13 protein-coding genes and 5 pseudogenes are annotated in these 19856 nt (G+C 60.3%); 5 read left to right on the top strand and 13 right to left on the bottom strand.

The window, feature by feature from the left end:
• Positions 1-32: 32 nt before the first annotated feature.
• From IHQ72_RS33615 to IHQ72_RS37445, 9 genes and pseudogenes are all read right to left on the bottom strand, one after another.
• Entirely contained in the window at positions 33-374 is a 342-nt protein-coding gene (locus IHQ72_RS33615) for a hypothetical protein (protein ID WP_258120081.1), read from the bottom strand.
• A gap of 705 nt (positions 375-1079) precedes the next feature.
• A complete protein-coding gene (locus IHQ72_RS33610; protein ID WP_258120080.1) occupies positions 1080-2468 on the bottom strand; it encodes a DUF6035 family protein in 1389 nt (462 codons plus the stop codon).
• 84 nt (positions 2469-2552) lie between these two features.
• Positions 2553-3041 (bottom strand): gas vesicle accessory protein GvpU, encoded by a 489-nt coding sequence (gene gvpU, locus IHQ72_RS33605; RefSeq protein WP_258120079.1) that lies wholly within the window; start codon positions 3039-3041, stop codon positions 2553-2555.
• Positions 3042-3463: 422 nt separating this feature from the next.
• Positions 3464-5294, bottom strand: a pseudogene (locus IHQ72_RS33600) (type II toxin-antitoxin system HipA family toxin).
• A 278-nt stretch (positions 5295-5572) separates the two neighbouring features.
• Complete coding sequence (locus IHQ72_RS33595; protein ID WP_258120077.1) at positions 5573-6964, bottom strand: M16 family metallopeptidase; 1392 nt, start codon at positions 6962-6964, stop codon at positions 5573-5575.
• Positions 6965-6968: 4 nt separating this feature from the next.
• Positions 6969-8324 (bottom strand): M16 family metallopeptidase, encoded by a 1356-nt coding sequence (locus IHQ72_RS33590; protein ID WP_258120075.1) that lies wholly within the window; start codon positions 8322-8324, stop codon positions 6969-6971.
• An 829-nt stretch (positions 8325-9153) separates the two neighbouring features.
• Positions 9154-9612 (bottom strand): competence protein CoiA family protein, encoded by a 459-nt coding sequence (locus IHQ72_RS33585; RefSeq protein ID WP_258120074.1) that lies wholly within the window; start codon positions 9610-9612, stop codon positions 9154-9156.
• A 165-nt stretch (positions 9613-9777) separates the two neighbouring features.
• Positions 9778-10289 (bottom strand): annotated as a pseudogene (locus tag IHQ72_RS37450) (transposase); the annotation flags it as partial.
• Between the two features lie 645 nt (positions 10290-10934).
• A pseudogene (locus IHQ72_RS37445) lies at positions 10935-12099 on the bottom strand (IS110 family RNA-guided transposase).
• Between the two features lie 292 nt (positions 12100-12391).
• Between IHQ72_RS37445 and IHQ72_RS33565 the strand changes: the two are divergent.
• Both IHQ72_RS33565 and IHQ72_RS33560 read left to right on the top strand, forming a co-directional pair.
• Positions 12392-12769: a hypothetical protein gene (locus tag IHQ72_RS33565; RefSeq protein ID WP_258120067.1), complete on the top strand. Its 378-nt coding sequence runs from the start codon at positions 12392-12394 to the stop codon at positions 12767-12769.
• Between the two features lie 68 nt (positions 12770-12837).
• Complete coding sequence (locus IHQ72_RS33560) at positions 12838-14337, top strand: radical SAM family RiPP maturation amino acid epimerase (protein ID WP_258120065.1); 1500 nt, start codon at positions 12838-12840, stop codon at positions 14335-14337.
• Positions 14338-14408: 71 nt separating this feature from the next.
• Here the strand turns inward: IHQ72_RS33560 and IHQ72_RS33555 are convergent, their stop codons facing one another.
• From IHQ72_RS33555 to IHQ72_RS33540, 4 genes and pseudogenes are all read right to left on the bottom strand, one after another.
• Entirely contained in the window at positions 14409-15755 is a 1347-nt protein-coding gene (locus IHQ72_RS33555; RefSeq protein ID WP_258120063.1) for a M16 family metallopeptidase, read from the bottom strand.
• A gap of 298 nt (positions 15756-16053) precedes the next feature.
• Positions 16054-16821, bottom strand: a complete 768-nt coding sequence (locus IHQ72_RS33550) for a hypothetical protein (RefSeq protein WP_258120061.1) — start codon at positions 16819-16821, stop codon at positions 16054-16056.
• Positions 16821-17126, bottom strand: a complete 306-nt coding sequence (locus IHQ72_RS33545; RefSeq protein WP_258120059.1) for a hypothetical protein — start codon at positions 17124-17126, stop codon at positions 16821-16823. The genes IHQ72_RS33550 and IHQ72_RS33545 overlap by 1 nt, the downstream gene beginning before the upstream one ends.
• A 326-nt stretch (positions 17127-17452) precedes the next feature.
• Positions 17453-17662 (bottom strand): annotated as a pseudogene (locus IHQ72_RS33540) (universal stress protein); the annotation flags it as partial.
• A 585-nt stretch (positions 17663-18247) separates the two neighbouring features.
• On the opposite strand from IHQ72_RS33540, the gene IHQ72_RS37290 reads away from it, so the two are divergent.
• From IHQ72_RS37290 to IHQ72_RS33530, 3 genes and pseudogenes are all read left to right on the top strand, one after another.
• Positions 18248-18439: a transposase gene (locus tag IHQ72_RS37290; RefSeq protein ID WP_374120424.1), complete on the top strand. Its 192-nt coding sequence runs from the start codon at positions 18248-18250 to the stop codon at positions 18437-18439.
• 70 nt (positions 18440-18509) lie between these two features.
• The gene (locus tag IHQ72_RS33535; protein WP_258124026.1) at positions 18510-18671 is read left to right on the top strand and encodes a DUF6429 family protein; all 162 of its coding nucleotides are present in this window, start codon (positions 18510-18512) and stop codon (positions 18669-18671) included.
• A 69-nt stretch (positions 18672-18740) separates the two neighbouring features.
• A pseudogene (locus IHQ72_RS33530) lies at positions 18741-19687 on the top strand (ISNCY family transposase); the annotation flags it as partial.
• Positions 19688-19856 lie beyond the last annotated feature (169 nt).

The following is a 19856-nucleotide window of genomic DNA, read 5'->3' as shown; positions in this document are numbered from 1 at the left end:
AATTCCTGGAGAGCCTTGCGGCACATGGGCTGTCATTTTTTGAATGACCTCGAAGACGCTGCACCGCCAGGTGCGTCTTTCTGCTGTTGATTGCCCCTGACATGCCGCAAGGCTTCTTGAAAAAAATCAAGTTCAACCTGTTGCTGCCCAATCTTGCGTTCAAGTTCGACAATGCGGCGGCGGGCTTTCGCCAACGCATCGGCACGACGCTGTTCAGCCGACAGTGCAAAACCTGCCGCCAAGGCATGCCGATCTGGCGGTGCCTCGGGAGGCCGCTTCTTTGGGCGCCCCGGGCGGCTCGGCATTAGATTGCCACACGTCCGCAGCTGCTCACGCCAGGCATATAAGCGTTGGCGGTCGAATACCCAGTTCATCAGCTAATCGGCTGACGTTCTCCCCGTTTTGCATCCGCAAGAGCATGGAGAGCTTCTCTTGTTCGCTAAATCTCGGCTTTCTTCCAACCATTTCCAGTTCCTGCAATCCAGAAACTGTCCCCTATTTATTTGTCTCAGTCGAGGGGTGCACTCCATCACTGTCCGGGATTTAGCGGAACCCCTGTCCGGCTTTTGCGAAATACGCAAGCGAAATCCGCGCGGCCGATCTCAAGCATCTTTGGCCCATTCTGGAGGGCACCGGTTGCCGGCTTGCCGACGTAGGGGATGCCCCACATTCGCGTAGAGTGGCACGAAGGGCGGCGCATCAAGACCCATTCCTCGCGACGAAAGGTGCCACTTGTCGGGGAGGCGCTAGGGGCGGCCAAGGCGGCGCTGGAGGCCGCGGGGGAGGGTGCCTTGTTTTCCCTCGTTACGGCGGGGATCACGGAGCCACCAGCGCCTCGACGGCCCTCATGAAGCACGTTCGGGCTGTCGTGAAAGACCCCAAGGCCGTCGTGCACTCGCTTCGGCACAACAGGAAGGACCGCCTTCGGGTGGCCGGAGTGCCGAAGCCCACCCAAGACATGATACTCGGGCATTCGAGTGGGGGCGTGGGAGAGAACTATGGGAGGGGTAGGCGCGGCTAAGGGTGGTGACATTAGCCCTTAAAAAGGCGCTGAGGACCAAGTAGGGGCGGGACAGGCGTTAAGCGACAGCCCATGTGGGCAATGCATCGGCCAGAGCAAGCTCCTCTCGCACCGCTTCATCGAAAATCTCCGGCACCAACCAAGCGAGCATTGCGAAAAACGGATGGCCGAGTTCAATCTGTACCGGTTCTGCGGCTTTGGCTTTCTTGATATGGTTGTGCACCGAAGGCTTCAGCTTTTGCGACAGCACTGAACGCGTTATCAGTGTCTCCACTATAGATGCTACCGCTTGTTGGGAGCCGCCTCGGCTAAGGAACGCATTGAGGGCCGCAGTTGCGTTGGCAAGGTCGTTGTACACGAGGTCTTGATATTTGTCGGTCGCTTCAAACAATAGCGTTAACACGATAGCAATCATTCGCGCGAAGTCATAGCGATCTTCGCGCGTCCTCGGGGGGTCTGGTAAGGCATTGAACGCCGCTTCAACCTGATCAATTCCCATACTCGACGCGTACCAATTGCCGTCTGTTTTGGCCTTCAACGCTTTCAGTGCGGCAACCCATGGATGACGCCTGGCGCGGATGGCTTCAAGGTCGGGTAGCAGCAAGTTGCGGTAGTAGGGAAGCCCCATTTCAGGGAAAGTTAGACTGTCGAACCTAACCAGCTGGGTCTCCGTCACGCTGCCGGCTTTGTCCAAGAGAAAGCATTTCAATATGAGCGTTCGGCCTTGCTCCGACGCTTGGATTGCCTCGGCGTCCAACGCAAAGGCGTTTTGCTTATGGCGAAGGATCACATCGCGATATGACGACGGCAGATTGCTAAGTTTGGGCTCGACGCCGTGCAATATCCAAATGAGCGGCATTTTCTTTTTCTCGTAGAAAATACCGCGCTCCGAAATCTCCGGCTGGAAGGTATTGGACAACTGCACCTCAAGAACGCTTTCCGGCAAACCCCGCCACTTGAATCTAACATCGGGGTAACGTCCGTGCCCGTCTCCTGAAGGCGCGACATAAGTCCTGTCGATCTCTGCGCTCTCAAACCTCTCGTCCATCCTTACCAGTCGATCCAGTTCGCGACAGATGAACTCATGCGCCGGGGACACCTGATTGCCCTGATACTGCGCACCCCTAGCCTCATCCGGTGTGAGCTTTGCCCGCTGATGCCAAGGGCACCCCATGCCTTCGCCCTTGCGGTGGGCAAAAAGGGGAAAACGGGTGTTTCCCTTTACGCGTTCGGAGATGAAAACGAGGCCGTTGCAACCGGGGAACATACACCGGGCCTCTAGGCCGCCAACGCGCCCATTGTGTCCGTCTGTGATGCTGTTGCGGAGCGCCCGCCACTCAATCTCCGGCATGGCAACTAGCGTGTCGCTGGAAACAACGCCGGGGGCCGGTAGGATCAATGCGCCTTTCACTGTCCTTTGAAGAAGTGGAATTTCTTCAGGGCTCATGCCGTACTACTCCACGACTCCGGCTCCGCCGCTAGGCTTTAGCCGTTCGACCTAAACTAGACCGTCTCAAAGGTCACTGGACAATCATTCGTCGGGAAAATTCAAACTGCCGAGCATGAAACCCTGCACCTCGCAAATCCTACCCCGCCACCAGTTGCCATCCTCAGTTGGTATTGGGCGACCTGGGGCGGAAAAGATGTGAACGTCCTTCAGATGGACGTAACTAGGCAGCTCTTTGTGCTCACCCTTACTTTTGCTAGGGGCGTATATGTCGCCGTATTGCGAGTACACTTTTTCCAAATAGGCTATAAATTCTGGGTCCCCGTCCTTGAATCCACCCGCAAAAGTTTTCCCAAATTCCTCGAAATACTTCTTACCCGATGTAAGTTGTCCGCTTACTAGAACGCCGCCCACGGTTAGGGTAATTCCAATGCTCACCCCGGTGTGATTCACCAAATCGACCAAGTTCTGAAGAAACCAATCTCTGGCGTCGGTAATCCGCCGTACAACACCGTCTTCTACCACTCCGTCAGGCAGTTTCGCGTTCTCGTCTTCAGGTGTGATATCCGGCATGATTCCCCCCATTTGGCAAGGCAAATTGATCATGAACCAGATCGCGTTTCAATCGGAACAAGAGACGGGGGAGGTTGGAAAATTGTAGAAAAATCCGAGGGGTCGAACTCGACAGTTGTTGCTCGCGCATACGCACAAGTCTCAAATTATGTTCAAGCAGCAATCTATGCCTGATCCGGATTCTAGCCTGCAGTCGAGCGACCAAATGCAAAGGCAACGTGGGCAGGTCATGGACACCTTCATGCCCTACTGACTGTAGCGATGAATAAGTGAGCCATCGATCATTCGATTCAGCCAGCTCGCACGAGCATCTATCATTAGCCTGAATTTTTGGGCCCTTGCCAACTCTTGTCCGGGCGGTCTCGCCTATCACGCTGGGAAGTGCGGTCCCAGGAAACCGGCGTATCTATTAGATCGATCATCTACGCCAACCCTTCGATGCGTTCGTGGACAATCGCGCGCATTTGCTCCGCCATTTTCGCGCCTTGAGAGCCGTCTTATAGAGGCGGCGGCAATTCGAGGTGGTTGAGCGCGCGTGAGAGGGCTGCAACAACATCGTCGATGCTGGTATCCGCATCGGCTGCCTTGAGGCCAGCCGTGCTCGCGAAGCCTTGAAGTTGGCGCGCCGCAGACGATCGTCCTTACCGTTCAGCTTGAGGGCCATCCCGGTCTTTTTCGAGGCGTGGAAACACGCGAGTCGTGACCGCGTCGTAGAGCGGAGCCATGCGGACTGAGCTGAATTGCGCGCTGCCGGGCTCTGCGATTTTCAGTAGAGCCATGTTCTTCAGGTGCATGTCGCCATCGGGGATCAGCCAAGCGAATAAGGATCGCTTGAGGACAAGCAGGACGTCTTCTTCGGGAGAGGTCGATAGCGGCCTTAGTGCCCGCGCGATGCGCTCCATCGTGCCGTCATATTTTGCTTCGGTGGGCACGCCCAGTACCGAGCAGAAGTCATCTAGCGCGAGCAGGTGTTTGTCCTCGATGCTCGTTCTGTTGTCGAACCGCTCGACGAGCAGCGCCGGAGGCATCCCGTCAGGCATGGGGACGAGCGCTGTCGCGGGCGTCGTGAAACCGGCCGCGCTGCCCAAAGCGAGCGACTGCCATTCGATAACCGGCAGGGCTTCAAATCCACCTGTACCGGCAGGCTAGAGAATGTGGGTGAACGGTTTGCCGGTACTGGGGGAGAGAGTACCGTCGGTATCGAGAAACATAGGCGCTTTGATCTAAACACCCGAAAGGCGAGGCGTATCAGTACGCTCGAATATCTGTGCGAGATTGCGCTCGAAGCTCTGCTCGAAATCGCCGCGGCCCGGCCCTGCATACTGGCCAGTGAAGACAGAGTTCCTGGTAAAGCCATTGAGCCGGGTTAGCAGGATGTCGGGCGGCAGGGCAGAGAGATCGCTCGCACGCTCGACGATGGTGATGTTCGACATGGAGCGTTTGCCCGAGCGCAGCGTCGCGCGCTCGTCGCGGTCGTTCAAGCCAGCCTTCAGGCAGCAGCGACAGAATGAAAGGAGGGAGCTTGCCCGGCGTGGTCTGGCGAACAAGTGGCGGGCCATCCTGATCGTCTGGATTCCAGCGCCACTCAAAACCATCATGTGTGAGATTGCCGAGCGGAGCGCCGTGCCACGCTACAATCAGATCGAGCGCGGCTTCATTGCGCGCGGGCTCTGCGGTCAGTGGACGGCGGAGGAGGATGCGCTCGGCGTGCTCGCCCTCGCGATACCATTGGTTTTCGCGGGCAAGCGCCGCCCATGTCGCGTCGGCAGCGCCCTGGGCGCTGCCGTATTCTTCTATTGAGGCGGTTCGCGACTGTCTCGCGCATCGTCTCGTCGATGGATGCCGCGTGTTCGCTGCGCAGGCGGAAAGCTTCGAGGAAGCGCTGGCGCATGAGGAGAAGTCGATCCGGAATTCTCCCATGCCATCATCGACAATCGCTTGAGCGACTGATGGGTGGTCGGGCGCTGCGTTCTGAATGATTTGCAGAGCTCAAGCGCTTGCGCTGTATTCGCCGCCCGCTCAGGAACAGGCGGCCATCGCGGGTCGGGCCGAGAAGGACAGCGCTGGCCGCCGAGAGGTAAGCGTTGGGATACAGGTATTTTATGATGCGAACGGCGTGCTTGAGTACCGTGCCTCGGTATCCTCCCTGGCATCGACATAGATGCCGCGCATTAGCTGGACGAGCTTGCCCGTTTCAGCCTGATAGTGGCTGCGGATCTTATCGATATTTTCACCGACGAGGTGAAGGGCCATTCTTCTAACTTTCCCGTGTCTGAAATACGGGAAAGTTAGCATGGTCCGCTCCACATCAAGAGTTTCTAACTTTCGCGTATTTCAAATACGCGAAAGTTAGACTCTCGGAACGTCGGCGTTCTCCGGCTCGGCAATCGAACCGCCGGGCGAGAACCTGGTCTGCGAGGGCGAGCAGGCAGAAATCAAGGCGTTCATTCTGCCACACCAAAGTCGGATCAGCCACACATATATCGGCGGAGTCCTTCAGCAATTATTGTAGAGCGAGGGATTATTCGCTGTCACGGGACCCCAGCTAGCCGCGGGCCAACGCCCATAATCGCGGGCTCGGCCGAAAGCAGCTTCTTCGCCGCCGCCCTGACCTGGTCGAGCGTCACCTGCTCTATGAGGGCCGGGCGGCGCTGGATGTAGTCTATGCCGAGCTTGTCGAGCTGCAATCTGACTAGCGTGGCTGAGATCGAGCTGGAGGAACCCAGATTGTCGATAGCATAGGCGCCGATCAGATACTTCTTGCTCGCTTCGAGCTCGGCCGCTGTTGGCCCTGTGTCCACCAGCTCCTTGATTACTTTTCTTATCAGGTCGAGCGTCTCAGCCGCCCTGTCGGCGCGCGTCGACGTGGCCACGACAAGCGTGTTGGAATGCTGGTGGATTTCCAAGCCGGAGGAGACACCGTAGGCAAGGCCGCGCTTTTCGCGCACTTCCTGGAAAAGACGTGAGGTAAATGGCGAGCCCCCGAGTATGTCGTTTATCAGCTGCGCGGCATAGAATTCTGGGTCGCTGCGTCCGATGCCAGGAAAAGCCAGCTGGAGCGAAGTCTGGGGTAGGGCGTATGCGACCAACGTCCACCCGCCGAGCTTCGGGGTGACATCAGGTACCGGGGCGAGCGCCTGCTTCTGAGGCAAATCGCCGAACAGCTGGTCGAGCCTTGCACTCAGGGCTTTGGCATCTATGTCGCCTACGACCGCCACATGCAGCCCCTCGCGGGCGAAAGCGGCTCTGTGGAAGGCGCTTAGATCGGAGGGCGTTATGCGGGCCAGGCTTTTCTTGGTGCCCTCGGGCGGTCTCGAATACGGATGCGTGCCGTAGAGTCGGCGCCGCCAGGCAAGCTCGGCGATCGCGTGAGGTTCCTGCTCGTTGGCGATGATGCCGGAGAGAAGCTGGGCGCGGATGCGGTCGACTGGCTCCTGATCGAAGCGAGGCCTGTTCACCGCGAGCCCGACCAGATCGAAAGCGGCGTCCTGGCGCTTGGAAAGCAGGCGTATCGAGCCATGGATGCCGTCACGCCGCGCGTTGAAGCTCATTTCGGCGCCGGCATCGTCGAGCTGTACCTGAAAGGTGTCGCTGTCGTAATTACCGGCGCCCTCGTCGAACAATCCGGTCATCAAATTGGCAATCCCCTCCTTACCGGCGGGGTCCTGGCTGGTGCCGCCGTCGAAGATAAAGTCGAGTGTGACGATCGGCAGCGTGTGGTCTTCCACCAGCCAGGCGGTGATCCCCTTTTCAGATTTCACCTCCTGGATGTTCATTGCTGCGTGGGCGGTGAGAGCGGGCAGGATAAGGAAGAAAATAGCAAGGGGAAGGACGGCCAGCCAGGTCGTGAGGCGCGTGGTCCTCCCTCCTCCAATAGGAGAGGGCAACGCTTGTGCAATGCTGCTGCGGAGTTGGTTTGTCATCACATCAATTCTCCTTGGGCAAGAGATAGCCGGTGGTTGAATGGTCGGACGCGAGATAGCGGGCGGCAACGGCTTTGACCTGATCGGCGGTGACCTTGCGGATGCGGCCCGGCCATTCCTCGACATCCCTGACGTTGCCGCCGGTGGCGAGTGTCGCGCCGTAGATGTTGGCCATCGAATCCTGCTTGTCGCGGGCGAAGATCATCGAGCGGACGAAACGATCCTTGGCCTTCTCCAACTCGCCTGATGTGACGCCGTCCTTGGCGATGCGGGCGACCTCGGCTTCGACCGCCGCCTGGACATCGGCCAGCTTGGCGTCGCCGCGCGGCGCGCCATAGACGGTGAAGTTGGTGGCATCGAGCATGGTGCCCTGGAAAAAGGCGCCGGCCTCGGCGGCAATGCCTTGCTTGACGACAAGCTGCTGGTACAGCCGGCTGCGGCTGCCGCCGCCGAGGATCTCCGCCAGCAGGTCCAGCGCTTCCGCTTCACCCGGCTTCGCAGTGTGATAGGAGGGAACCACCCATTGCGTCGAAAAGTTCGGCACGCTGACACGCGCGTCAGCCAGCGTCACCGTGCGCCTGGTGTTCTGTTCGGGTTCGACCGGACGGATGCGCGGCGGCAGGTCTGGACCACGCGCGACCTTGCCATAGGTCTTTTCGGCCAGCGCCTTGACCACCTGCGGCTCGACATCGCCGGCCACCACCAGCACGGCGTTGTTGGGCGTATAATATTTGTCGTAGAAAGCCTTGGCGTCGGCGCGGTTCAGCTTCTCCATCTCCTGCATCCAGCCGATCACCGGAATGCGATAGGGCTGGTTCTGCCAGAGCGTGGCGTCAACCTCCTCGCCGAGCACTGCCTGCGGATTGCTGTCGATGCGCGAGCGGCGTTCCTCGAGGATGACGTCGCGCTCGGTGGCGATGACGTCGTCGGTGAGGATGAGGTTGCGCATGCGATCGGCCTCGAAATCCATCATCTGCTCGAGCGCCTGCGGCACCACCGTCTCGTAAAAGGCGGTGTAGTCATAGGAGGTGAAAGCGTTGTTCGAACCGCCGATGGCGGAGACGGCGCGGTCGAACGCGCCGGCCGCATGGTTGGTCGTCGCCTTGAACATCAAATGCTCGAAGAAATGGGCGATGCCGGACTTGCCCGGCGGCTCATCGGCGCTGCCGATCTTGTACCACACCATATGAGTGACGATCGGCGCGCGGCGATCGGGGATGACAACGACCTCCATGCCGTTGTCGAGCAGGAAATTCGTTGCCTTGATGTCATCGGTGGCCGCCAGAACCGGAGCGGTCGTCACGAAGGCCAGCGCGGTCGCAAAAAGTGTCCTGTGCACCCAGCCAGACCAAAGATTCATCGATGGCTTCGGTTGTGGTGACCGGACGATGGGCAAAGTTCGAGGCGAAGTGAGTTGTCCCTTAATTTGAAGGTGCTGCGTGCTCGCCGCACTTAGTGGGAGAGAGTGAGTAGGTGGCCAGCCCCGAGCCAGATGTGCCGCCAGCATGCTGCCAGGCCTCACACGAGGCTCATCTTTGGATGCCTTAGGGAAACGTTCGGCAGTATTTTTGGGTGAGGTGATCATGGCTTCTCCTTGGCTCGTGACGTGTTTTGCGATGACCGCGCACGAACCGTGCCAAATGAGAAACCGTTTCGGCGATGTGATTGTTGGAACTCGGCGATGTTGCGTATCCGACATTGTCAGACATTGGACACCGTCTTTTCGGTCAAACCACGCGTCCAACTTGGTTCGCGCCTCAACGGCCGCCGGAGCTTATTCATCAGCCGCGACTCCGACGACTCCGAGTCCGCTGTCCCTGTACTCCTCCTGCGGCTGGACCAGAGGGGCATCGCAAACGGTCCGCACCAGCTTGCCCCAAGATTCGACGAAGTACAGGTTGCCGGCCTTAAGTTTCGTGAGGGGCTCGCCATATCTGCAGTGCCATGTTGTTCCCCAAAGTCATTCCCAATTGCGCGACTTTATGCGGGAGCTTGTTCCCGACGCGGCACGAGGGTTCAACGGAAGGGGAGCATCCGCTCGCCTTGCCCGTCTGCACGGAGTCAGCCTTTACTCAGTGTGGCCGCAGCTCAATTAGGAAAGGCGGTGCCAGCGTTCGGCGTGGTTACGCTTGAAAACCCCCAAGCCAAAGCTGCTTGTTTTGTACTGAACCTGACAACGTTGTCAGGTTTCACGTTCGCGCCGCGACAAAAGCTTGGCCACCGCGGGCATTGCCCCGATGCCTGCGGATCACGTCGCGAAAACTCTGTTGAAGGTCGGCAGAGGTGTTCATTCCGAACAGGATCCAAAGCAGCGGAATTCTCTCGTACTCATAGTGCTTGCAGCGCGCCGAAATCTCCGTTTGGAAGGTGCCTGACAGTTGGAACTCGATTGCGAAGGCGCCGTAGCCTTCCCATTCGACGTAAATATCGGGGTAGCGCCCGTGCGCATTCTCTGTTGGCGGAAGATATTCGGCGATCGCGTGCCTGATATGGCGCTCGTCAAGAACGACGAGCTCCGCGATCTGCTGACACATCAGACGGTGAAAGTTACTTTGCCGTGACGGCGGTCTGTAATGCGGTCCCGTAGGAGACCCCATTGGTGTTCGGGCATTGCCAGCAGGTTCCGGGCCGTGATCGGCCCGATGCAATCAATCAGTGCGGCTTCTACGATTCGTTGGGGGTTCCGCGCCATCCGAATGGTCGCCCTAAGACGATCTCCTGCTAGGCCAGTCCATAGGGCGAGCGAAGAAGGGCGACGGCTTCGTCGCGCTTGAATGGAACGTCGAAGATCTTGGGATCCAAGGTCTCGTCGGCCTGAGCCGCGTCGAGACGAGATTGTCTCGTTCACGGTTCGGACGGCGGGCCTCCTCCTCATTGATGGTTGGGATGGCTGCCATGCTGCAGTGGCGCGTCTCGCCCAGCAGCCAGCCAAGAAAGGCGCGCATCAGCAGTTCGGTATCGAGGCGATCGGTCTTGGCGCGCCGATGTTCGCGGGAAACCGCGACGCTCGATGGATGTATGACATAAGCCTCGACAGCGCGCGCCTGGAGCCAGCGCGCCAACCAAAAGCCGTCGCGTCCAGCCTCATAGGCGACAACGATGCGCCGGACTTCACGCCCGGCCTGGATGGCTTCGCTGCGCCAGCGGCGCAACAGCCTGAGCACCGAATCCGGGTCGGCATCGAGCTTCTTGAGAGGGTTACGTTCAAAGCCAGGGACCGTCGCAGCAATGAGCCACTTTGTCTGGCTCATCTCAATCACTGCGACCAACGTGCTGTCTTGATCAAGGTGGTAAGGGATTTGCTTGCATCAAAGGATGGTGACATGGGGGCGCTCCTTGGGTAGCTGCTCAACAGCGCCGAGGGTGCCACACGCTCGCCGCCGCCCATAGCATCTACAGCGCTTATGGAGGGCGCGCTCGCGAGCGGCTTCGCTACCGCCGAGCTACACCTGTATGGGGCGATGATTGTCAAGCTTGCTCCTGGTTCGTTTCCTCATCTCCTCGTTCGGGCCGATTGGCGACCATCTCGATTGGCGACCATCTCCTCGTGCCGACCTGGCTTCGAACTGGCCGCCGCGCGCAGTGACGGTTAAGGGTGGGCCGCAGGCTCCCATCGCGAAGCGACTTGTCCTTGACGGTCACGAGCACGGGCGGCAGGCTTTGCCGGGTCGGGTGAGCCGTTTCCAGTGGGGGCCAAATGCCGACGACAGATTTCCGAGGCGAGCTCGCCGAGCCAGGCGCGAAGGTCGCGCGGCAGACTTGTATGCGGTAGATCGCAGTGGGATCTGACCATGATGCAGCATGCGCATCGGTGGCGAAGCTCCGGGGCGGCGGGGCCTATTCTACGCCGGCGGTCCGAAGGACCATGTGTAGCTTCGGGTTGCCGCCACCTCGGATCGTCATCGGCAGACCCTGCTGCGGGCCCGCCAATTGGGGTGTGCCTTGTTCTCCCTCTTCCCACGTGCCTCCATCACGCCGCACGCACGATGACGCCCTGCGGCACCTCGCCCGCGGTGACGAAACGCCACAGCGCAATCAGCAGCTTGCGTGCCAGCGCCACGATCATCGTCTTGCGCGTGGTTTTGCGGCCGTCGCTCGTGCGCGCCTGGAACCATTGGGCCAGGTCGCTGTCCTTCTGGAACAGGAGAAAGCGCCACGCCAACTGGATCATGCCGCGCCGCACGCGGGCATTGCCGGCGCGCGCCAGCCCTTTCTCGCGGCGGCGTTGGCCGCTCTCGTCTGGCGACCCTGTAAGCCCGGCATAGCCCGCCACGGCGCGGCGGTCGCGCAAACGGGCGCGACAGGATCTCGTGAACCAGCATGTCGGCGGTCTCGACGCCGATGCCGATGATCCGCGCCAGCAGGCGAACCATCGCGTGACCGTTCGCCGCAGCCGGAGCCGCCGCCAGCCGGCGCAGGCGCTCCTGTTCGATGGCGCGGATCTGCGCGCGCACGAGGTTGAGGCGCTCAAGGAAGCGGTAGAGCTCGGCGCGGGTGTTGTCCGGCAGCGGCGTTCCCTCCGCCGTTCGGATGCTCTCCAGCCTGTCCGCCGCCTGGCGCAGGCTCAGCCGGAAGCTGCGGACCCCGAAGCGGGCGAGGATCGCCTTGACGCGGTTGATGAGCCGCGTCTGCTCGCCGACCAGAGTCCCCCGCTCGCGGTTCGGCCGCCGCGCGTCCTCCTCTTCGAGTGTCGGGATCGCAGCCATGGAGCAATGACGTTTCTCGCCGCGCAGCCAGCCGAGAAAAGCACGCATCAAAAGCTCGGTGTCGAGACGATCGGTCTTGGCGCGGCGGTGCTCGCGCGACACTGGAACGCTCGAGGGATGGATGGCATAGGCATCGATGCCGTGCGCCCGCAGCCAGCGCGCCAGCCAGAAGCCGTCGCCGGCCGCCTCATAGGCGACGGCGATCCGCTTGATCGTATGCCCGGCCCGGCCGGCTTCGTCGCGCCAGCGCTGCAGCAGCTTCAACAGTGCTGGCGCGTCGGCATCGATCTTCTTCAGCGGCTGGCGTTTGAGACCCGGAACAAGCGCGGCGACGAGCCACTTCGCCTTGCTCATTTCGATGACGGCGATGATCGTGTTATCCTGTTCGAGAGCGGTAAGGGACCGGCTCGTGTCAAAAGATTGCGACATGGGGCGCCTCCTTCTGATGGTGGTTTTGACAGCGCCGAAGGATGCCACACCCTCGCCGCTCGCCCCATAGCATCCACCTGTGGGGACGCGACCTTGCCTGCTTCTGCAGCGGGCCAATTGTCGAGTTCGGAACCCAAAATGTCGGCAACTTGACAATGCGTGCGGTCAGACAATGCACAAAGTCAGACATTTGAGGTTGGTACGCCGCTTGCGTGTTAACAGCCTCATCGTCCGATCGCTTGTGAGAGCGAGACGGATAGGTTGGAAACATTGAGGAGGGCGGGAACTAGCTATGCCGCGAACTGACGTAGAGCGATTCGTCAACGATTTAGGGAAAAAAGGCAGTCCGCTTGAAAAGCTCAAACCACGCTTTGGAGGCCTTGCATCGATTGTAGCGATTGGAAAGAGCCTCGACTACAATATCACGCTTGACCAGGTTAAACGTTACATTCGATCAAACATTCGACAGAATTCGAGTAGTAAGAAGCTCAGCGCGATTGCGAGCCGCAGGCGTGGTTCCAGCGTTTCTGGCTTAACCAACCTTGTGCACACCACTGCGTTGGCTAAATCCGCTACGGCTGTACCCATGAGTGCTGTGCAAATCGGGGAAAAGACTGCAGTCGCCGCGATTGTTGTAGTTATTGTAATTGTTGTTGTGGTCGCTACCTAGTGCAATTTTAGCTCTGAGCGCATTGGCTCCGACGAGCCGGTCTGAAGAAACTGTCCGAGGATGAGATCATGCTATCAGGCCTACAAGGGGCAGCTTCAAGGGCTCACCTGTACCCTCTGGCCGAACACTGGCGACAAATTCTCAACCGGCGCACGCCGGAGGAACGGCGCACGTTGTCCCACGTCAAGCGCTTCATGGAGCGCCTGGCCGGCGACGGGAAATTCCGCACGGCACTTGCGGAGAACCTCGACGCCCCTCGAGCGTTAACAGAGCGCTACGGCATTGAAGTTGACCCATTGGAGATGCTGCCGCTCTGGTGCGGTGACTACCTGAAGTACCGCTTCAAGCCGGAGTCTGCTCCGTGGCCGCTGGCTATGTTGTGGGACGAATATATGCGCGAGATATCGCACCATCGCGACCTCCTGCGCGACCAAGGCGAAATGTCGATGATCGACCATCGCTTTCATGCGTGGCGCGAGCGCCAAATCCGGCGCTGTAACGACGAATTGGGCGAATTGGCGCCGTCGATCACGCACCCCATCATCGCTTTCGAGCTGAGCGAAGGCTGCACCGTCGGTTGCTGGTTCTGTGGCCTCTCGGCGGACCGCTTCAAGGGTTACTTTGAATATAGCGAGGAGCATGCAGAGCTCTGGCGCGGCGTAGTCGGTGTTGCGAGCGAGATGTTTGGTTCGGCGGCCCGCACTGGCTTCTGCTACTGGGCCACAGATCCGATCGATAACCCGGACTACGACCGTTTTCTGCTCGATTACCATCAAATCACGGGCGCTTTGCCACAAACGACGACGGCCGCACCGCTCAAGGATGAGGCACTCACCAGGCGCGTGCTCGAACTGTTCAAACGCTTCGGTGGCGTGACGAATCGTTTCTCCGTGCTAAGCACGAACCATCTCAATCAGATTCACGCGGCGTTTTCGCCCGAGGACCTGATGGGGGTCGAACTCGTCCTGCAGGGCAAGGAGGCGCCGACCGCTAAGGCTTTCGCCGGGCGCGCACGCGCGCGGAAGGAAAAACTCAAGGCAGCCAGTAAAGATGATGCAATCGCCTTGCCGGAGGGTTATCCCACGACGATCGCTTGTGTTTCCGGCTTCCTCGTAAATATGCGGCAGGGACGTTTACAACTGGTAACGCCGGTACCGGGTAGCGAACGCTGGCCTCTCGGGTACCGAATTGTGGGTCAACGTTTCTTCAGGACGCCCGACGAGTTCCGGGAGGGGCTCCAGAGCATCATCGACGAGCATATGCTTGAAAGCCCACCCCCCAACCTGCCGATCCGCTTCCGCGGAGGCCTGCAATACGAGGCTGGGTACCGGTACTTCCATCTCCGCTCACGCAACATTGAACACCGGGTGCTCGACGATGTCGTTCCGATTTCCGTTGGCGATCCAATCGCGTGCGGCAATTGTACAGCCTCGGAGCTGATTATGCGGGTCACGACGGACGGCGCAAGCGCCCTTGCTGTCGCCGACATGCTCGATCAGTTGTACGCGGCCGGAGTAATCGAAGAGGACCTCGACGACGTTTCGCTTGGCACAACAGCGACGGTATGACGGGCCGCAGGGCGCTGGCTTGTCAGGGCTACGCTTGTGCAATGACGCTGCGGAGTTGGTCTGACATGGAATCAATTCTCCTTGGGCAAGAGATAACCGGTGGTTGAATGGTCGGACGTGAGATAGCGGGCGGCAACGGCCTTAACCTGATCGGCGGTGACCTTGCGAATGCGGTCCGGCCATTCCTCGACGTCTTTCACGTTGCCGCCGGTGGCAAGCGTGAGGCCATACATGTTGGCGATGGAGTCCTGGGCAAAGATTACGGAGCGGACATAGCGTTCCTTCGTCCTCTCCAACTCGTCGCTGGTGACACCGTTCCTGGCTATGCGGGCGATCTCGGCGTCGACCGCGGCCCCGATGTCGGCAAGCTTGGCGTCGCCGCGCGGCGAGCCGCTGATGCTGAAGTGGCTGTCATCGCGCATGGCGCCCTGGAAAAATGCGCGGGCCTCGGCCGCGATGCCTTGCTTGACGACAAGCTGCTGGTATAGCCGGCTGCGGTTGCCCGCGCCGAGAATCTGGGCCAGCAGGTCTAGCGCCTCGGCTTCCCCGGCTTCAGCGGTGCGATAGGACGGCACCACCCAATGCCTGGTGAAGGAGGGGACTGAAACGCGGCCATCGCTCAGCGTCAATGTGCGCCTGGTGTTCTGCACCGGCTCAGACGGGCGGTCGCGTGGAGGCAGTTCCGGTCCACGCGGGACCTTGCCATAGGTCTTCTCGGCCAGCGCCTTCACCGTCTCCGGCTCGACATCGCCCGCCACCACTAGCACGGCGTTGTTCGGCCGGTAGTAACGATCATAAAAAGCCACGGCGTCGGTGCGATTCAGCTTCTCGATCTCGTGCATCCAGCCGATCACCGGGATTCGGTAGGGCTGGCTCTGCCAAAGCGCGGTGACCACCTCCTCATCGAGCACCGCTTGCGGATCGTTGTCGATCGTCAAGCGGCGCTCCTCCAGGATCACGTCCCGCTCGGTGTCGATGGCATCGTCCGTTAGGGTGAGATTGCGCATGCGGTCAGCCTCGAAGCTCATCATCTGCCCCAATTCCGAGGGAGCCACTCTTTCGCAGAGCGCGGTGTAGTCGTGAGAGATGAAGGCGTGGTAGAGGCAGCCGATCTCGGCCACTATGCGGTTCAACTCCCCGGCGGCGTGATTGGCCGTCCCTTTGAACATCAGATGCTCGATCAAATACGCGATGCCGGATTTCCCCGGCGGCTCGTCGGCGCTGCCGACCATGTACAACACCATGTGGGTGACGATGGGAGCGTGGTGATCGGGGTTGACGACCACCTTCATGCCGTTGTCGAGCAGGAAATGCGTTGCCTTGGTGTCATCGGTGGCCGCCAGAACCGGAGCGGTGGTCACAAACGCCAGCGCGGTCGCAAAAAGTGTCCCGCGCAACCAGCCAGACCGAAGGTTCATCGATGGCTTCGGTTGTGGTGACTGGGCAATGGGCAAGGTTCCAGGCGGAGTGAGTTGTCCCTCATTTTGAAGGTGCTGCGTTCTCGTCGCCCTCAGTGGGAGAACGCGGATCGGTGGGCAGCGCCGGGCCAGATGAGCCGTCAGCATGCTGCCAAGCCTGACTCGAGCGTTGTCTTTGAGTACGTCGGGAAAGGTGGCATTTTTTGGTGGGGGATCATGGGACGACTCTCCTGGGTTCGTGACGGTTGCCATGACCAGCACGAACGTGCCAAGTGAGAAAACCGTTTTGGCAATGTGATTATCGGACTCTGCTATGTTGCGTATCCGACATTGTCGGACATCGGACACCGCCGAAGGGCACCGCTTGGCGCTTAAAACGATTGGCAATACCCCGGAAGGGGAACTGATTGTCCCTATAACAACCCTTGTAGCAGCCTTTGCTGACGGCAGCCTGAAAGCTACCGGCGGTTTGCGCGACGGCGATCCTGCATGGCAACGGGTTCTTTGCGTGGACCTGGAAGCTCGGCAGATGCGAATGCTGCTCATGAAACAACAAAGCCAAGCGTTGTTGAGCTGGCGAAGAGCGTTGGGGCGGAGAGGACGAATTAACGCGCAGGCCGCGTGAGAGAATTTCGTTCACCAGCATGTCCGCAGTCTCGATACCGACACCGCTGATCTGCGCAAGGAGGCGAACCATTGCGAGCGGATCCTTCTCCGTGTCCAGAACCACCGAGCGCTGTCGCAACCGCTCCTGTTCGATCTCGTGGATTTGTTCACGCACGAGATTACGGCGCAACTCGGCTCGGCTTCGTTCCGGTAGGGGCATACCTTCCGCGGTATGCAGAGCCTCCAGTTTCTCGGCAGCTTTGCGCAGATTAGGTTTGAAGGCGCGAATGCCGAAGCGAGCGAGGACGGCCTTGATGCGGTTGACGATCCGTGTACGTTCGCGGACGAGATTGTCTCGTTCACGGTTCGGACGGCGGGCCTCCTCCTCATCGATGGTTGGGATGGCTGCCATGCTGCAGTGGCGCTTCTCGCCCAGCAGCCAGCCAAGAAAGGCGCGCATCAGCAGTTCGGTATCGAGGCGATCGGTCTTGCACGCCGATGTTCGCGGGAAACCGCGACGCTCGATGGATGTATGACATAAGCTTCGACAGCGCGTGCCTGGAGCCAGCGCGCCAACCAAAAGCCGTCGCGTCCAGCCTCATAGGCGACAACGATGCGCCGGACTTCACGCCCGGCTTGGATGGCTTCGCTGCGCCAGCGGCGCAACAGCCTGAGCACCGAATCCGGGTCGGCATCGAGCTTCTTGAGAGGGTGACGTTCAAGGCCAGGGACCGTCGCAGCAACGAGCCACTTTGTCTGGCTCATCTCAATCACTGCGACCAACGTGCTGTCCTGATCAAGGGGAGCAAGGGATTTCTTCACAACCGGCTTCGTCTACCGCTCGTGCGACGCCGATGGTTTCGGCGGCGGCGGTCGCGTCGCCGATTAAGTTTGTGCCGGCCCGGTGAGTTTCGTCTCGAAGCGAACCGCACGGACGTCACGCGAGCTTCGGGGGCGTATTTCCGGTGACACCGCGTGCAGATTGGCTCCGAAGAGCTTCGCGCCGTCGCGATCTTTCTCCCGATGGCATCCGAATAGGTCACCCAGCGGACTGGAGCTTCGAACAGCATCAGTGCAACTCCCGGAACCAGTCAGCGCGCCAAAAACAGCGGCAACGTCGGCTTCTCGAAAATCCATCTCGTGACGCCGCCAAACAGCCGCTCACGCAGCCGAAGGCTGCCATAAGCGCCCATGACTATCATGTCGGCAGACGTGTCGATCGCGTGCTGCGCAAGCACCGCGGCCACTGGTTTGCCCGCGCTCGGCAGCCGGTCAACCGATACCCGAGCAGCGCTGCGTGTTCTGCTCCGGCTCGAAGGGGGCTGCGGGTTAACAGGACGCGCAGCAACTTTGCCATAGAGTCACTTGGCCTGCGCGTCCCCCGAGCACTCGCAGGGCGGCGGTCGTTCTCGCACGGGTTATCGTGGTTGGTGGCGGCTGTCGCTGGAGCGGTCGTGACCAGGGCCAGCGCCGTCGCAGCAAGTACGGTGCGAAGCCAGTCAGACGAAATTCCGTCGAGGGCTTCGGGAGGCCGGCGGGGGCGGTATCTTTTGGTGAGGTAATAATTCGTACGTCTTCCTTTTGGGGTCACGTGTTTGCAGATGGCCCGCGATAGGGCACATCGGACGGTTTTCAGAAGGTCTCCTGAATGTTTGTTCCAAGAACAACCTTCTGGCAGACAAAGCTGACAGCAGCCTGAAACTACCCGCGGTTTGCGACCCCGATCCCGCGTGGCGCCGGGGTCTGTCGGTGAGGGAAGGATCTTGTCGCTCGACCTCTTCGTTGAAATCGGAGATCGGCTTGTGTCTGGAGCGGCAGCCTCGACGTTTCGAGGTGATCAACGGTGCTAGCAGCCGGCGTCGGTGGTCCGTGGATGACAAGCACGGATAATCGCCGATACGCTGGAGCCGAATGCAATCATTTCCGAGGTCGCCCGCCGTTATGGTCTCAGGCCGCGGCAGGTCTCCGCCTGGCGCCGCGAAGCACGCAAAAAGTCAGCTTCGGTGCTGCAAGATATTCTACTGCCTTCGTGCCGACTGTTGTGTAACCATCCAGTCTGGGCCGCGGCAGATGCGTGATCTGTGCCAGACTGGGCGGATGGAGTTCGACACGGACAAGATCGGCGATGCGGTCTTGGCGCTGCATTGACTGACGCTGCACAAAGAACGATGCGCCTGGAAGCGCTTCGGTTGGGATGTGACGGATCGTCTGCATCGGAAGGGGGTGATTGCAGACCATGTGGACAAGGCGAAGTCCTTGGTCCTGACGGAGGAACTGTTCCCTGCGCTGTTCACGCGGCCAAGGCCATAAGGATCTGGCGGGACTGCCAATTCCACGCAAGCAGTTCATGAAGCCGGTTCTGCGGCGTGTCGGCGAACGAGCGCCCGGCGGGACAGGTTGGAAAACGGCAAGGTCGTACGTGTCGACAGCACCGTCACCGCAGCATTCATCCACACGCCAAGCGACAACAGCCTGTTATGGGACGCGGTGCGGGTGATGGTGCGGCTGCTCTACGCGGCCGATGCCCTGGGCAGCGCCACCCCATGGCATGATCACTGCCGCGCGGCGAAGAAGCGGGCCCGCACGATCGAGTATGCCCGCAGCCGTCTCCAACGGGTCAAGTCCTATCGCGAGCTGCTCAGGATCACCCACAAAACCCTGGCCTATCTGGACCAGGCGGCGGCGCAGTTGCCCCTGGCGACGGGCCCGGCCGGCGAACTCTGGCAGGCCACCGTCTGCCACTACCGGCCGCTGATCGAGCAGATCATTGCCCAGACCGAGCGGCGGGTCCTGGGCGGCGAGGCGGTGCCCGCCGGCGAGAAGCTGGTAAGCCTCTTCGAGCCGCATGCCGACATCATCGTCAAGGGCCGTCGCGATGTCGATTACGGCCAATCAATCTGACCACCGGCAGAAGCGGCCTGATCCTGACTCCCGTCATCGAGGCCGGCAACCCGGCCGACAGCGAGCGCCTGCTGCCAATGCTGGAGCGCCACATCGCCTTTTATGGCCAAGCGCCGCGGCAGGCGGGCCGCCGATGGCGGCTTTGCCAGCCGTGCCAATCTGAGCCAGGCCAAGGCCTGGGGCGTGCGCGACATGGCCTTCCACAAGAAGGCGGGCCTCAAAATAGAAGACATGGTCAGAGCCGCTGGGTCTACCGCAAGCTGAGGAACTTCCGCGCCGGCATCGAGGCCGACATCTCCTGCCTGAAACGCGCCTACGGTCTGGCCTGCTGCACCTGGCGTGGGCTCACCCGCTTCAAGGCTTACGTCTGGTCCTCGGTGGTCGCTTACAACCTCGCCCTCTTCGCCCGCCTCACACCCAACTGACCCCACTCATCGGGTCGCCCCTCAATGGGCATGCCGGCAACCGCGGCCGATACCTTATGCCCGCATGACCGTTGCAAACACCTCGGTCGCGATCTCAACATCGCGCCATAACGCGCCGCAAGAACAGCATGGATTGAGCCGCCAAACTGGCACAGAACACTCGCAAAAA

Source organism: Mesorhizobium onobrychidis, assembly GCF_024707545.1.
Taxonomy (GTDB): domain Bacteria; phylum Pseudomonadota; class Alphaproteobacteria; order Rhizobiales; family Rhizobiaceae; genus Mesorhizobium; species Mesorhizobium onobrychidis.
This window is presented reverse-complemented; position numbering and strand designations above follow the sequence as displayed.